This window comes from Neoaquamicrobium microcysteis, from assembly GCF_008180155.1.
Classification (GTDB): domain Bacteria; phylum Pseudomonadota; class Alphaproteobacteria; order Rhizobiales; family Rhizobiaceae; genus Aerobium; species Aerobium microcysteis.
This window is the reverse complement of sequence record NZ_VSZS01000068.1, coordinates 291,453-306,824: the sequence shown is the minus strand read 5'-3', so window position 1 is coordinate 306,824 and position 15,372 is coordinate 291,453. Positions and strand designations below refer to the sequence as shown.

Annotated in this window: 15 protein-coding genes; 12 read left to right on the top strand and 3 right to left on the bottom strand. The window is 64.0% G+C overall.

The features are described from left to right. Positions 1-23: 23 nt before the first annotated feature. Entirely contained in the window at positions 24-827 is an 804-nt protein-coding gene (locus FY036_RS22380) for an IclR family transcriptional regulator (protein ID WP_148916910.1), read from the bottom strand. Between the two features lie 181 nt (positions 828-1,008). Between FY036_RS22380 and FY036_RS22375 the strand changes: the two genes are divergently transcribed. The 4 genes from FY036_RS22375 to FY036_RS22360 are packed head-to-tail and all read left to right on the top strand — an operon-like array spanning position 1,009 to position 4,516. Then, complete coding sequence (locus FY036_RS22375) at positions 1,009-2,019, top strand: TRAP transporter substrate-binding protein (protein ID WP_148916909.1); 1,011 nt, start codon at positions 1,009-1,011, stop codon at positions 2,017-2,019. A 14-nt stretch (positions 2,020-2,033) separates the two neighbouring features. Beyond that, a complete protein-coding gene (locus FY036_RS22370; protein WP_148916908.1) occupies positions 2,034-2,708 on the top strand; it encodes a hypothetical protein in 675 nt (224 codons plus the stop codon). A gap of 36 nt (positions 2,709-2,744) precedes the next feature. Then, a complete protein-coding gene (locus FY036_RS22365) occupies positions 2,745-3,242 on the top strand; it encodes a TRAP transporter small permease (RefSeq protein WP_148916907.1) in 498 nt (165 codons plus the stop codon). Next, a complete protein-coding gene (locus tag FY036_RS22360) occupies positions 3,239-4,516 on the top strand; it encodes a TRAP transporter large permease (protein WP_148916906.1) in 1,278 nt (425 codons plus the stop codon). The genes FY036_RS22365 and FY036_RS22360 overlap by 4 nt, the downstream gene beginning before the upstream one ends. A 15-nt stretch (positions 4,517-4,531) precedes the next feature. Here FY036_RS22360 and FY036_RS22355 read toward each other — a convergent pair whose 3' ends face one another. Further along, a complete protein-coding gene (locus FY036_RS22355; RefSeq protein ID WP_148916905.1) occupies positions 4,532-5,320 on the bottom strand; it encodes an IclR family transcriptional regulator in 789 nt (262 codons plus the stop codon). A 171-nt stretch (positions 5,321-5,491) separates the two neighbouring features. Between FY036_RS22355 and FY036_RS22350 the strand changes: the two genes are divergently transcribed. From FY036_RS22350 to FY036_RS22315, 8 genes are all read left to right on the top strand, one after another. Next, the gene (locus FY036_RS22350; RefSeq protein ID WP_148916904.1) at positions 5,492-7,009 is read left to right on the top strand and encodes a sugar ABC transporter ATP-binding protein; all 1,518 of its coding nucleotides are present in this window, start codon (positions 5,492-5,494) and stop codon (positions 7,007-7,009) included. Continuing rightward, positions 7,006-8,010 (top strand): ABC transporter permease, encoded by a 1,005-nt coding sequence (locus FY036_RS22345; RefSeq protein ID WP_148916903.1) that lies wholly within the window; start codon positions 7,006-7,008, stop codon positions 8,008-8,010. Before FY036_RS22350 ends, FY036_RS22345 begins: the two co-directional genes overlap by 4 nt. A 59-nt stretch (positions 8,011-8,069) precedes the next feature. Beyond that, positions 8,070-9,014: an ABC transporter substrate-binding protein gene (locus FY036_RS22340; RefSeq protein ID WP_148916902.1), complete on the top strand. Its 945-nt coding sequence runs from the start codon at positions 8,070-8,072 to the stop codon at positions 9,012-9,014. A gap of 72 nt (positions 9,015-9,086) precedes the next feature. Beyond that, positions 9,087-10,361 (top strand): L-fuconate dehydratase, encoded by a 1,275-nt coding sequence (locus FY036_RS22335; protein WP_148916901.1) that lies wholly within the window; start codon positions 9,087-9,089, stop codon positions 10,359-10,361. 8 nt (positions 10,362-10,369) lie between these two features. Further along, positions 10,370-11,146 (top strand): L-fucose dehydrogenase, encoded by a 777-nt coding sequence (locus FY036_RS22330; RefSeq protein ID WP_148916900.1) that lies wholly within the window; start codon positions 10,370-10,372, stop codon positions 11,144-11,146. Between the two features lie 262 nt (positions 11,147-11,408). Beyond that, the gene (locus tag FY036_RS22325) at positions 11,409-11,657 is read left to right on the top strand and encodes a hypothetical protein (protein ID WP_148916899.1); all 249 of its coding nucleotides are present in this window, start codon (positions 11,409-11,411) and stop codon (positions 11,655-11,657) included. Between the two features lie 113 nt (positions 11,658-11,770). Further along, positions 11,771-13,954, top strand: a complete 2,184-nt coding sequence (locus FY036_RS22320; RefSeq protein WP_148916898.1) for a transglycosylase domain-containing protein — start codon at positions 11,771-11,773, stop codon at positions 13,952-13,954. Positions 13,955-14,013: 59 nt separating this feature from the next. Continuing rightward, a complete protein-coding gene (locus tag FY036_RS22315) occupies positions 14,014-14,763 on the top strand; it encodes an SDR family NAD(P)-dependent oxidoreductase (protein WP_148916897.1) in 750 nt (249 codons plus the stop codon). Positions 14,764-14,767: 4 nt separating this feature from the next. Here FY036_RS22315 and FY036_RS24175 read toward each other — a convergent pair whose 3' ends face one another. After that, positions 14,768-15,325 (bottom strand): PAS and helix-turn-helix domain-containing protein, encoded by a 558-nt coding sequence (locus FY036_RS24175; RefSeq protein WP_148916896.1) that lies wholly within the window; start codon positions 15,323-15,325, stop codon positions 14,768-14,770. Between the last annotated feature and the right edge of the window lie 47 nt (positions 15,326-15,372).

Below are 15,372 nucleotides of genomic sequence, written 5' to 3'. Positions count from 1 at the left end.
CTCTTCTTCTTTTGGGGCTTGGCCTAGCCCCTGTTCCCCCATGTGCCTTCGTCGCGAGACTCCAGCAGCGGCGACGCGTTGCCCAGCAGTGCCAGTTCGCCGGCCGTGGCCAGAAGGTCGGAGCCGCATGCAAGCATGCGCTCCTCCGTGAAGCGGATGGAAGGCCCGGCGATGACAACGGCGGCGGTGACGCCTTCGCCGCGCCGTTGGACGGGTGCAGCCATCGAACTCATTCCCGGCGCATAGACGTCGCGGATAAGGCTGAACCCCCGCATGCGATGCTCCTGCAGCATGGCCAGAAGTGCGGGGAGCGTCGTCGGGGCATTCGGCCCGAAATCCTTGGGATTTCCGAATCCCTGTTTGCTGACCGCCAGCGCGGCTTCCTCGTCCGAAAGCGTCATCAGCAGGGCATGACCGGCTGCGCTGCATGAGAGCTTCAGGTCGATGCCCATGTCGGGATCGTAGAGGACGCCGGAATTGACGCCCTGCGCCTTTGCGACAAGCGTCATGCGGTCGCCATCGACGATGCCAAGACGCACCAGTTCGCGCGAGCTTTCTGCCAGGCGGCGCAGGGCGGGCTGGGCGATATCGACAAGTCCTGATTTGCTGAGCCAGTTGAGCCCCATGGCCGGCAGCTTGGTCGTCAGCCTATATGCGCCGCGCTGGGTCTGGCGCACATAGCCGTAGCCGACGAGTTCGAGAAGCGTGCGATGGCAGCCGCTACGCGACTGGTTCAAATCGGTCGCGATCTCGACGAGTTCCGCCCCCTGCGGCCGGGCGGCGAGAAACTCCAATATGCCCAGTGTCTTGTCGATTGCGCCGCTCATCGGGTCCTCCCTGTTACCTCGGCTCTACAGGACTCGATCAAGCCAAGCCAGCATTTACAAAAATAGTATATCATTCAAAAAATGAATGCCATAAAAAAATTGTAGACGCCGTTCTGATTTTGCGTATGGTCGTGCCGTTACGGTTTGCGGGCGGCCTGCCGCCTCGTTTGGGAGGAATTTAATGAACACGATCACACGCCGCGCGTGCGGGCTTATGCTGGGCGCCGTTCTCTCGTTTTCGGCATCCGGTGCCTTTTCCCAGGATATTCAGGAGCGTGAGCTGCGCTTCGCGATGAGCCTTGCCGCCGATCATCCGCTCGGGGTCGCGGGTCAGCGTTTCGCCGACATCGTTTCGGAAAAGAGCGACGGCAAGCTCAAGGTCTCGCTCTATGCCGGTGCGGTGCTCGGCAGCGACCAGCAGAATCTCTCGGCGGTGCGCGGTGGCACGCTCGACTTTACGACCATGGCGACGGGCCTGCTGGCGGGCATCAACAAGGAGTTCATGGTCTTCGACCTGCCCTTCATGTGCAACAATTCCCAAGAGGCATACGCACTGAGCGACGGCCCGGTCGGAACGGAACTGATGGAAAAGCTGTCGAGCGAGGGCATCCACGGCCTCGGCATCTGGGACCTCGGCTTCCGCAACATGACCAACAATCGCCGGCCGATCGCGAAGCTGGAAGACATTCAGGGGCTCAAGCTGCGCGTCATCGCCGCGCCGGTCTATATCGACCTGTTCACCCAGCTCGGCGCAAATCCGGTGCCGATGACGTTCGGCGAGGTCTACGGCGCGCTCGAATCGGGCGCCATCGACGGTCAGGACAATCCGCTTGCCGTCATCCAGTCGGCCAAGTTCGCCGAGGTGCAGGATTATCTCTCGATCACGCGCCACATCTATACCGGCATGCCCTTCCTGATGAGCGGCAAGACGTGGGACTCCCTGTCGGCGGACGAGCAGAAGATCATCGCCGAGGCTGCCGACGAGGCCAAGCAGATAGGGCGCGATCTCGTGCAGGAGCAGGAAGTCGCTGCCATCGAGAGCCTCGGGCAGGAGATGGAAGTCAACGAACTCGCCGTGGAAGAGGTGGCGCGGATGCGCGAGGCGGCAAAGCCCGTCATCGACAAGTTCGCCGAGGAAGCCGGCGCCTCGGTGATGGAAAAGGCGAACGCACAGCTCGCCGAAATGCGCTAGGCGGCCGACCGATCATGACGCTCCTGGGAAATGCAGCCGTCGCCATGTGGTGGAATGTGGCGGATACACACCGGACAGAGTTCCACGAATGGCATTCGAAAGAGCATCTCCCGGAGCGCCTCGGCATCCCCGGCTTTAATCGCGGCTCGCGATGGCAACAGGAGGAAGGCGGCGATTTCTTCGTTCTCTACGAACTCGCCGCCTACGAGACGCTGACGTCGGATGCCTATCTGACGCGCCTGAATAACCCCACGCTCTGGTCGAAAACCATGATGCCGTTGCATCGCGACATGGTCCGCAGCCAATGCCGTGTGGTCGCGAGCGAAGGACGGGGCGTTGCGACCTATGTCAGCACCGTTCGCCTCTCGCCGCAGGAAGGAGCCCGCGAGAAGCTCGAGCGGCATCTTGTGCCACTTCTTTCACGCCTTCCGGAAAGGTTCGGCGTGACGGGCGCACACCTGCTTCGCACCGAGACGCCACAGGCGGCGCTGACGACGGAGCAGCAGATACGCGGCGGCGATGCGGTGGCCGACTGGATCATTCTCGTCAACGGCCACAACCTTGCAGCCCTGCGGACGGTTTGCTCTGTGGTGCTCGATCAGGGCGTTCTTGAAGAGTACGGCGCGGCGGCAACGGTTCATGGCGAGCCGTATCGCCTCGTGCATGCAATGGTGCCGCAGGACGTCTAGGGGAGGCTGTCAGCGGGCCGCCACGGGAGGAGAATCATGGACCTCATTCTTGACCACTACTGCCGCGCCTTGAAGGTCGTGGTGGTGGCTCTTCTGGCCATCATGGTGGCTCTGGTCTTCAGCAATGTCGTGTTGCGCTACGCCTTCAATTCCGGGATCACCATATCGGAAGAACTGTCGCGCTGGCTCTTCGTCTGGCTGACCTTCCTCGGCAGCATCTATGCGCTGCGCGAGCACCAGCATCTCGGCACGGATGTGCTGGTGTCGCGCTTCGGTCCAAAAGGGCGGCTCGCCTGTGTCCTGGTCGGCCACGGCTTCATGCTGTGGGTCTGCTGGCTGTTGTTTGCCGGTGCACTGGCGCAGACGCGGCTCAACTGGAACGTGACTGCCCCTTCAAGCGGCCTGTCCGTAGCCTGGTTCTACATGTCGGGGATGGTCTTCAGCGTTTCGGCCGCGCTCATCCTGATCGAGCAGCTGATCAGGCTTTTGCGCGGGGACTGCTCTATGCCCACCAGCGGGGAGGAGCGGCTGTGACGATCGCCATCTTCATCGGTTCGCTGCTTGCCGCGATGGCGCTTGGCGTGCCGATCGCATTTGCGCTGCTGATCTCCGGCGCCGTGCTGATGTGGCAGCTCGGCATGTTCAACGCCCAGATCATTGCCGAAAACGTCATCCATGGCGCGGACAGCTATCCCCTGCTGGCGGTTCCCTTCTTTCTGCTGGCGGGCGAGATCATGAATGCCGGCGGCCTGTCGCGGCGGCTCATCAATCTGGCCATGACCCTGATCGGGCACATTCACGGCGGCCTCGGATACGTCACCATTCTCGCCGCCGTGATGATGGCTGCGCTTTCGGGCTCTGCGGTTGCCGATGCAGCGATGCTGGCGGCGCTGCTTCTGCCGATGATGATTGCCGCGGGCCACGATCCGGCGCGCTCGGCCGGTCTCATCTCCGCATCCAGCATCATCGCCCCGGTCATCCCGCCCAGCATCGGGTTCATCATCTTCGGCGTCGCAGCCAACGTCTCGATCTCGCGCCTCTTTATGGCAGGCATCGCGCCCGGCCTCATGCTGGGCCTTGCCTTGTGGCTCACGTGGTGGTGGCTTTCCCGCCGCGAAAACGTGAAGCCGCAGGCGCGGCGCTCGGGGGCCGAAGTGCTGACGGCACTGCGCGAAGCCTCCTTCGCGCTGGTGATGCCGGTCATCATCATCGCTGGGCTCAAGATGGGTGTATTCACGCCGACGGAAGCCGGCGTCGTCGCAGCGGTCTACGCATTCGCTATCGCCACCTTCGTCTATCGCGAACTGACGTTGCAGCAGCTCTACAAGGCGTTCGCCGATGCCGCGCGCACCAGCGCGGTGGTGATGTTCCTCGTTGCTGCGGCGGCGGTAAGCGCCTGGCTCATAACGGTCGCCAACATCCCGCAGCAGGTCGTCGCGCTGCTGGATCCGCTGATCGAAAACCCCGTGCTGCTGATGGTGGCGATCATGGTGCTGGTCATGATGGTCGGCACCGCGCTCGACCTGACGCCGACGATTCTCATCCTCGTCCCCGTGCTCATGCCGCTGGTCAAGGCGGCCGGCATAGACCCGGTCTATTTCGGCGTGATGTTCATGATCAACTGCTCCATCGGGCTGATCACGCCGCCCGTTGGTGTCGTGCTCAACACCGTTGCCGGCGTCGGCCGGCTGAAGATGGATCAGGTGATCGTGGGCGTGCTGCCGTTCATGCTGGCGCAGTTCCTGCTGATGTTCCTGCTCGTTCTGTTCCCGCAACTGGTGATGACACCGGCAAGGCTCTTCTACTGACCGAGCAGGATCGCGTCAGGATAACGACAGTTTCTCCGCCACCTCGCGCAGCAGCGCGAGCACCTCTTCGGTGCCGGGCTGGGCCTTCCCGTCCAGCCGCTGGATGAACGGGCAGGTCAGCACTGCGATGGCGCGACCCTCCGGCGACAGGATCGGCACGGAAATATCGTCCACGCCGCGGATTTGCTGGCTCGGGCCAATGCGGTAGCCGGCATTGCGACACGATTCCAGCTCAGGCGCCATGGCGGTGAACTCCCGCAACCGCGCCTCGTTCTCCTGCCAGCCTGCGACTGCGTCGTCGGTCAGGTGCGGGTCCTGAAATGCAAGCAGGGTGCGCCCTGAGCCGGTCGCCAGCAGGTCGATCTGTGTGCCGACCCTGATGCCGAACTCCCAGTTGCCGGGGCAGGTCGCCTGCGCGACGACGATGGCATGTTCGCGGTCCGGTACGACGAGATGCGACGACTGCAGGGCCGTGCGCGCAAAGGCGTCCATCAGCGGCAAAGCGCGGGTGACGAGCCGGCGTACCGGCGGGTGACGATGCGCCAGAAGGAATAGCTTCATCGTCAGCGCATAGCGATCGCCCTCGGCCGAGCGGCTGACATAGTCGCGTGCCACAAGGCGCTCCAGCATCCGGTAAATCTCGCTGGCGCTGCGCCCCATCGCCTTGACGATCTCGCCCCGCGTCAGCCCGCGCGGCTGGTCAGAGAGCAATTCGAGAATATCGAGCCCCTTGTCGAGCGCCGGCGCGCGGTAGCGATCGTCAGCCTCACGGGCCTTGCCTGCCTTCAGGACCGGCGCGTCCATGGCCGCGTTCCTCCCTGCATATCCCAAAGGGGAATTTACATATGAACGATCTATTTGTATATAGAACATCACGCTGCGGATTGACTGGGAGGACAATCGGCTCATGCGCTTATGCGGGACGACATCGCCCGACCTGACCGAGCCCGACTGCGGCGCGGGAGCGTTCGGCTCATGACCCCGCTCGTCTCCATGGCCGGTATCGACAAGATGTTTCCCGGCGTGCGCGCGCTCAACGGCGCGCGTTTCGAGCTGTTGCCGGGCGAGGTTCACGCGCTGATGGGCGAGAACGGCGCGGGCAAATCCACGCTGATGAAGATACTTGCCGGCATCTACCAGCGTGATCGGGGCGCCATCCTGATCGATGGAAATCCGACGGCGGTAACCTCGCCGCGCGCTGCGCAGGAACTGGGCATCGGCATCATCCATCAGGAACTGTCGCTGATGCCCGACCTAACGGCGGCGCAGAACATCCTGATCGGCCGCGAGCCGCGCAAGGCGGGAGGGCTGTTGCTCGACGAGGCGGCGCTCAACGACCAGGCCGCCGCGATCCTCCGCAGCATGCATCTGCAGCTAGACCCGCGCACGCCCGTAGCCGGGCTGACGATCGCGAAGCAGCAGATGGTCGAGATCGCCAAGGCACTATCCTACCGCTCGCGCGTCCTCATCATGGACGAGCCGACGGCCGCACTGAACGATACCGAGATCGCCGAACTCTTTGCCATCATTCGCAAGCTGAGGGGCGAGGGTGTCGGCATCGTCTATATCTCCCACAAGATGGACGAGTTGAAACGCATCGCCGACAGGGTGACGGTGATGCGCGATGGCGAAACCGTCGGCACGGTGCCGGCGTCGGAAACTCCTGTCGAGACCATCATTTCGATGATGGTGGGCCGCAAGCTGACGGATGAGGCCGTTTCGGTGCCCGATCTTTCGGGTTCCGAGATAGCGCTCGAAGTGCGCGGCCTGCGGCGCGGCAGGGAAATCCGCGATGTCAGCTTTTCGGTGCGCAAGGGCGAGATACTGGGCTTTGCCGGCCTGATGGGCGCCGGGCGCACGGAGGTCGCGCGCGCCATATTCGGCGCGGATCCGGTCGAGGCGGGCGAAGTGTTCGTTCACGGCGAGAAGGTTGCGATCCGCATGCCGCAGGACGCGGTGCGCGCCGGCATCGGCTACCTTTCCGAAGACCGCAAGCAGTTCGGGCTCGCGACCGGCATGGACGTGCGCAACAACATCGCCCTGGCCAGCCTGCCGCGCTTCACAGGGCGAGGCGGCGTGCTCGACGAAGGGGGGATGCGCGAGGCCGCCGTGACCTATATCGACCGGCTGGCGATCAAGACCCCGTCGGACAGGCAGGAGGCGCGGCTCCTTTCGGGCGGCAACCAGCAGAAGGTGGTGATCGCCAAGTGGCTGCTGCGCGACTGCGACATCCTCATCTTCGACGAACCGACGCGCGGCATCGACGTGGGGGCGAAAAGCGAGATCTACAAGCTGCTCAATTCGCTCGCAGCGCAGGGCCGCGCGGTGATCGTGATTTCGTCCGAACTGCCGGAGATATTGCGCCTTTCGCACCGCATCGCGGTGATGTGCGAGGGGCGGCTGACGGGCTTCCTGCCCGGCGGCTCATCGCAGGAGGAAATCATGCAACTGGCGACGCAACGCAACGGCGTAGCAGCGGAGGACGTGGCATGAGCACGGAAGCGACGACACAGACCGCGACGGCGGCAGCGGCACCTCGCCTTTCCGGCGCGCACCATCGGCTTCTGGCCTTCGCCAGCCTGATCGTGCTTGTGGTTGGCTTCAGCCTCGCCTCGCCCAATTTCATGCAGACGAGCAACGTGCTGGCCATCCTTCAGGCCACGTCGGTGAATGGCGTGCTGGCGATCGCGGCCACACTGGTCATCATCACCGGCGGCATCGACCTGTCGGTCGGCACGTTGATGACCTTTTGCGCGGTCATCTGCGGCGTTGTGCTGACCTATATGGGCATGCCGCTGCCGCTGGGGGTGATCGCTGCGATCCTCGCCGGCGCTGCGGCCGGCTTCTGCTCCGGCACCTTCGTCGCCAAGCTCAAGGTGCCGCCCTTCATCGCCACGCTGGGCATGATGCTGATCCTCAAGGGGCTGTCGCTGGTCATTTCCGGCACGCGGCCGATCTACTTCAACGACACGCCCGGCTTCACGCAGATCGCGCAGGGCTCGCTGGTGGGCGCAATCATCCCCGCCGTACCGGTGCCCAACGGCGTGCTCGTACTCTTCATCGTCGCCATCGTGGCGAGCTTCATCCTGTCGAAGACAGCACTCGGCCGTTACACCTTCGCGCTCGGCAGCAACGAGGAGGCGCTGCGGCTGTCGGGCGTGAACACCGACCGCTGGAAGATCGCCGTCTACACCCTGGCGGGCTCGATCTGCGGGATCGCCGGCCTTCTCATCGCCTCGCGTCTTAACTCGGCCCAGCCGGCGCTCGGGCAGGGCTACGAGCTCGACGCCATCGCCGCCGTCGTCATCGGCGGCACCTCGCTTTCGGGCGGTCGCGGCACGGTCCTGGGCACGCTGATCGGCGCGCTCATCATGGCGGTGCTGCTCAACGGCCTGCGCATCATGTCGGTGGCGCAGGAATGGCAGACCGTCGTCACCGGCTCGATCATCATCCTCGCCGTCTACGTGGACATGCTTCGGCGGCGCAAGCTTTAAGAGGGCGGCCAGCGCCCCGAGGACAGGTACGCATACCGTGTAACCATGGAGGAAATGCAATGTTCACAAGACGCAGTCTCATCGGAACCATCGGCGCGCTCGCGATGCTCGGCACCGCGCTGCCGGCCAGCGCGCAGGACGTCTATGTTCCGCTTATCTCGAAGGGCTTTCAGCACCAGTTCTGGCAGGCGGTGAAGGCTGGCGCCGACAAAGCGGCGGCAGAACTGGGCGTCACGGTCACCTTCGAGGGACCGGACACGGAAGCGCAGGTCGATCGCCAGATCGACATGCTCGCGGCAGCCCTTGCCAAGAACCCGCAGGCCATCGGCTTTGCGGCGCTCGACAGCCAGGCGGCGATCCCGCTGCTGCGGCAAGCGCAGGAAGCCAACATTCCGGTGATCGCCTTCGACTCGGGCGTGGATTCAGACATCCCGGTTGCAACCGCATCGACCGACAACATCGCGGCCGCCGCGCTTGCGGCCGACAAGATGGCCGAGCTTATCGGTGGCGAGGGCAAGGTCGCGCTCGTCGTCCACGACCAGACCAGCCGCACAGGCATCGACCGGCGCGACGGTTTCGTCAACCGCATGCAGGAAGCCTATCCGAACGTCGAGATCGTCACGATCCAGTATGGCGGCGGCGATCATCTCCAGTCGACCGAGATCACCAAATCGATCCTGCAGGCCAACCCGGACCTCAAGGGCATGTTCGGCGCGAACGAGGGCTCGGCCATCGGCGTCGTCAACGGTGCACGCGAACTGGGCAAGACCGACCTGGTCATCATCGGCTACGATTCGGGCGCGCAGCAGAAACAGGCTATCCGGGACGGGCTAATGGCCGGCGCGATCACGCAGAACCCCGTCGGCATCGGTTACGAGACCGTCGTGGCGGCGGTGAAGGCCTCCAAGGGCGAAGCGGTGGAGAAGAACATCGACACCGGCTTCTTCTGGTACGACAAGTCGAACATCGACGATCCCGAGATCGCGGCAGTTCTCTACGACTGACCGCCCACCTTTCCGGGCCGGAGGCGGGCGCCGCCTCCGGCTGCCTCTTACATCGCCATTGCGGATTTCAAGATGACACGAATTGCCGACATGCAGGTTCTCGACCTGCGCTTTCCCACCTCGCTCCACCTCGACGGGTCGGACGCCATGAACCCCGATCCGGACTATTCGGCAGCCTACGTCATCCTGACGACCGACGACGGCCATGAAGGCCACGGGCTGACCTTCACCATCGGACGCGGCAACGAGATCTGCTGCGCGGCGATGGAGGCGATGCGCCATCTGGTGATCGGCCTCGACATGGCCAAGGTGGCTGAGAACATGGGCGCGTTCTGGCGGCATGTGACGTCGGACAGCCAGCTTCGCTGGATCGGTCCGGACAAGGGGGCGATCCACCTGGCGACCGGCGCGATCGTCAACGCCGTATGGGATTTGTGGGCAAAGATCGAGGGCAAGCCGGTGTGGCGGCTGGTGGCCGAGATGAGCCCCGAGGAACTCGTCCGCTGCATCGACTTTCGCTACATCACCGACTGCATCACGCCCGCCGAGGCGCTGGCGTTCCTGCGCGACAAAGCAAAGGACAAGGCGGAGCGCATCGCCACGCTCGAGCGCGAGGGCTACCCCTGCTACACCACATCGGCCGGATGGTTGGGTTATGAGGACGAGAAGCTGCGCCGCCTGTGCCGCGAGGCGGTGGACGCGGGCTTCCGCTACATCAAGATGAAGGTCGGCCGCGACAAGGCCGACGACATCCGCCGCCTCACCATCGCGCGCGAAACGGTCGGCCCCGACATCAACCTGATGATCGACGCAAACCAGGTGTGGGAGGTAAGCGAGGCGATCGACTGGGTGAAGGATCTCGCCTTCGCGAAACCATGGTTCATCGAGGAGCCGACCAGCCCCGACGATATTGAGGGCCACCGCAAGATACGCGAGGGCGTCGCGCCGGTTCAGGTCGCCACCGGCGAGATGTGCCAGAACCGCGTGATCTTCAAGCAGCTCATCATGCGAGGCGCGATCGACGTCGTGCAGATCGATGCGTGCCGCCTGGGTGGCGTCAACGAGGTGCTGGCGGTGTTGCTCATGGCGGCCAAGCACGGCTTGCCGGTCTGCCCGCATGCCGGCGGCGTCGGGCTTTGCGAATATGTGCAGCACCTCGCCATGATCGACTATGTCTGCATCGCAGGCACGCGCGAGGGCAGGGTGGTCGAATATGTCGATCATCTCCACGAGCATTTCGTCGAGCCATGCGTGGTGGAGAACGCGGCCTACATGCCGCCGCAGGCGCCTGGCTTCTCGATCGAGATCAAGCCCGCCTCGCGCGAAGCGCAGCTTTTTCGCGGATAGGCGACCTCATGGACCTCGGATTGAAGGCCAAGGTCGTCATCGTCACCGGTGGTGGCGCGGGCATCGGCGGAGCGGTGACGATGGCGCTGGCGCGAGAAGGTGCGGTGCCGGTCGTCTTCGGGCGCAGCCCGCTGGCGGCCGATTTTGCAGCGCGGCTTGCCGAGCTTTCACCTCGGGCGACGTTCATCCAGCTCGACCTCATGGACGACGAAGCCTGCGAACGGGCAGTCAGCCAAACCGCCGAAACCTTCGGCCGCATCGACGGGCTGGTCAATAATGCCGGGATCAACGACGGTGTGGGGTTGGAGGCCGGTCCAGCCGCTTTTCGCGCCTCGCTGGAGCGCAACCTGATCCACTACTACTCCGTGGCTCATCATGCGCTGCCGTGGCTCAAGAAGGGGCGTGGGTCTATCGTCAACATATCGTCCAAGACGGCGCTGACCGGGCAGGGAAACACCAGCGGATACACGGCGGCGAAGGGCGCACAGCTTTCGCTGACCCGCGAATGGGCGGCTTCGCTGCGCGGCGACGGCATTCGCGTCAATGCCGTCATTCCCGCCGAGGTGATGACACCGCTCTACGAGAAGTGGATCGCGACCTTCGAAGATCCGGATGCGCAGCTCGAAAAGATCACGCGGCGCATCCCGCTCGGACAGCGCATGACGACGGCGGACGAGATAGCCGCGACGGTCGTCTTCCTGCTGTCCGACAAGGCCAGCCACACAACCGGCCAATGGCTGTTCGTCGACGGCGGCTACACCCACCTCGACCGGGCCCTCGACTAAGCGCGAAAATCAAAATCCCCGCCGCTCCCGAACGGGAATCGGCGGGGTTGTTGCCTGAGATCCGCTGAATAGCACTGTTTTCAGTTTGGTCAACGGTCTGTCAACATATAGCGAACAATCAAAGTCGCTCGGGATACCTTCCTGAGCGTCGCCGCATCCGCTCACGGATTGTTTTCATTAGATTTTCAACGGCACTTCGACCTTAACGCTCTGTAAACCATGCGGCGTGCATACGCCCCCGACTTTCAACCGGCAGGCGAATATGGCGGGCAACAGCAACCAGCGTTTCGAAGCGATCGAGGAGCCGATGGGCGGCTGGATGGTGTGGGACAACGCGCGGGATTTTCCTGCCGAGTTCGGCGAGATCGTTCTGGTCGGACTGACCGGCTCCACCGCCTCAGAGATGACGGAAATTCTCAACGATGCAGCCAAGAGGCGGCCGAAGGCTCAGCCATCACGCCATGCGCGCAGCGAAGTGATAGCGCTGCATCTTAGGCGAAGCGAAGGTTGAGCTGCCAGACGTCACCGCTCTGCGTCCGGTAAGCTTAACGCCCCTTTAAATCGCCGCATTTAGTCTCCACCGCGACACCCGGTAACCCAGATTGCAACCGGACCGCGCAGACTATGGCCCGTCGAGACAGAAACGCACGCATAGAGCCTACATTCGGCGGCCCGCTGCCGGATGATGGGGCGTCAGGCTTCTTCGTCAGCGAGGAAGACCGTGTCGTGCCGGGCGCGCGCAAGGGCAAGGCCTCCACGAAACGCAGGGCGACATCCGGCGGCAGTGGGGGTGGCAGGAATGGTGGCGGCGCACGCGGGCGCAAGGCAAAAAGGCGGCGCGGCTTCTTCGGTTTGCTGCGCGGCGCGGTCTACTGGACGATGGTTCTGGGCCTGTGGGTCGGCATAGCCGGTGCAGGCATGATCGCCTATTACGGCGCGCAGATGCCGGCGGCCACCACATGGGCGGTGCCCGACCGGCCGCCGAATGTGCGCATCGTTTCGGTGAGCGGGCAGCTTGTCGCCAACCGCGGCATGACGGGTGGCGAGGCGGTCGGCCTGCACGAAATGTCGCCCTATATCCCGCAGGCGGTGATGGCGATCGAGGATCGCCGCTTCTATTCGCATTTCGGCATTGATCCCGTGGGCCTCAGCCGCGCCATGGTTTCCAACGTGGTCAGCCGGCGCGTGAGCCAGGGCGGTTCCACGCTGACGCAGCAGCTTGCCAAGAACCTGTTCCTGAAGCCCGACCGAACCTACGGCCGCAAGGCGCAGGAAATGCTCATGGCCTTCTGGCTGGAGCACAAGTTCACCAAGGATCAGATCATGGAGATGTATCTGAACCGGGTGTATTTCGGCTCGGGCGCCTATGGCGTGGAGGCGGCCTCGCGGCGCTATTTCGGCAAGTCGGCCAAGGATGTTACGCTACCCGAGGCGGCCCTTCTGGCAGGACTGCTTCAAGCACCATCGCGCCTTTCGCCGGCGCGTGATCCGCAGGCGGCCGAGCGCAGGACGCAGCTCGTGCTGGCCGCCATGCGCGACGAAGACATGATCGGCGACCGCGAACTGGCAACCGCCATGAGCACGCCTGCCACGCGCACCGCCGCATACTGGACGGGCTCGGAGCACTATTTCGCCGACCGTGTGATGGCCGAGCTGCGCGACCTCATCGGCGAGGTGCGGCAGGACATCGTGGTGGAAACCACGGTCGATCTCGTGCTGCAGACTTTTGCTGAAGCCTCCATCCGCAGGCTCATCGACGACGAAGGCAAGAAGCACAACGTTTCCCAGGGCGCGCTGGTCTCCATCGACGCTTCCGGCGCGGTGCGCGCGATGGTGGGCGGCTACGACTACGCCACCAGCCAGTTCGACCGTGCTTCCGAAGCGCGCCGCCAGCCGGGCTCGGCTTTCAAGCCGTTCGTCTTCATGGCCGCGATGGAAAAGGGCCTCTCGCCCGACACGGTGCGCGACGATGCGCCGATCAAAATCGGCAACTGGGCGCCGCGCAACTTCAACGACAAGTACCACGGCCCCGTCACGCTGAAGGAAGCGCTAGCCAAGTCGCACAATTCAGTTGCCGTACAGCTTGCGCGCGAGGTCACGCCGGCGGCGATCGTGGAAAACGCATGGCGCATGGGCATCGAGTCCAACCTGGAGCCCAATCTGTCCATCGCTCTCGGTACTTCCGAGGTCACCCCGCTGGAACTGACTGCCGCCTATGTGCCGTTTGCAAACGGCGGCTACCGGCCCGACATCCATTTCGTCAACCGCATCACCAACGCCAAGGGCGAGGTGCTTTACCAGCACCGCACCGCGAACGGACCGCGCATCGCCCGCCCCGAGATCATCGGCATGATGAACGCGATGATGAGCGAGACGGTGTCGCAGGGCACCGCGCGCAGGGCCGCCTTCGGTTGGCCGGCGGCCGGCAAGACCGGCACCTCGCAGAACTCGCGCGACGCCTGGTTCGTCGGCTACACGGCCAACCTGACGACCGGCGTCTGGTTCGGCAACGACGACGCGTCGGCCACCAAGAACATGACCGGCGGCTCGCTGCCCGCGATGGCGTGGAACGAGTTCATGGCCGCAGCGCACGAGGGCGTTCCGGTTGCGAACCTGCCCGGTAGCTGGACGCCCGGAAGCGGCGGCAACGGCACTGGCACCGGCGTCCTGGCCCGCATCGAAGACATTCTTCGCCGCGATACCGGCCCGAATCATACCGCGTCCATCGATGCCCCGACGCCGCAGGGTAATGTCGGCGAGCCCGCACGGCCGGTAGGGTCGATCATGGATATCATCATGGGCAATTGATCGGCGGTCCTCTCGCCTTGCCTTCCGCCTTCCGCTAGATAGCGGCCAGGAGATTTGCCATGGCCGCTGCCGAACCCAGAAAGACCATCGTCCTGACCGGCGCGAGCCGGGGGATCGGCCATGCCACCGTGAAGCGCTTCTCGCGCGAGGGGTGGCGGGTCATCACATGCTCGCGGCAGGCGTTTGCGGAAAACTGTCCGTGGCCGTCCGGCCCGGAAGACCACATCAAGGTCGACCTGTCAGACCCTGAGGATGTCGGCCAGGCGGTCGCCGAAATCAGGCATCGGCTGGAAAGTGACGGCGGGCATCTCGATGCGCTCGTCAACAACGCGGCGATCTCGCCCAAGCTGGACGGCGGCGCGCGCATGAACTCCATCGACACGCCGATGCACGTTTGGCGCGACGTGTTTCAGGTCAATTTCTTCGCGCCCATCATGCTGGGGCGCGGCCTGTTCAAGGAACTGGCTTCGGCGAAGGGCTCCATCGTCAACGTGACCTCCATCGTCGGCAGCCGGGTGCATCCGTTTGCCGGCACCGCCTACGCGACGTCCAAGGCGGCGCTGGCGTCGCTGACGCGCGAGATGGCTGCCGATTTCGGCCCGCATGGTATCCGCGTGAATGCCATTGCTCCCGGCGAGATCGACACCGCGATCCTGTCGCCTGGCACGGAGAAGATCGTCGAAACCATCCCGCTGCGCCGCCTCGGCACGACAGCGGAAGTGGCCGACATCATCTATTTCCTGTGCTCCGACCAGGCCAACTATGTGAGCGGCTCGGAAATCCACATCAACGGCGGCCAGCACGTCTGACCACTTAGTGTGGCATCGAGGAGAGGTGCGACAGCAACTCGGCAACGTTGGCTGCGCCGCATTTCTTCAGCAGCCGCGCCCGATAGGCTTCGACCGTGCGCGGCGAAATCGAGAGCATGCGCGCGATCTCCTTCGAGGTGCGGCCTTCGCCCAGATGCATGACGATCTGGCGTTCGCGCGTCGTCAGGTCCATCACCTGTCGCGTCTCGGACAAATCAGCGATGCTCCACACCGCACGCCGAAGCGGGTCGTCGTCCGGCGTCAGTGAATGGCCGCGCACACGGCACCAGAAGAGCGTGCCGTCCTTGCGCGCCATGATGCGCTCATCCGAATAGCGGTTGTTCTTCTTCAGGGGCTCCACGCCGACGTCGCGGATGCGCACGAACTCCTCGAACGACGGGTAGAGAATGGCGAAGGAGCGGTCGATCAATTCGTCGCGGCCATAGCCGAACATCTCGGCAAAGCGCGGATTGCACGCCCTGATGACGCGGCTTTCCGTCACCACCAGCCCGATCGGGGCGTTCTCGAACGCCACCTCATGCAGATTGTCCGCCCAGTTCATTTGGAACTCTACCGTTCGTATTCCTACGATATTGCGATGTCGGCTGC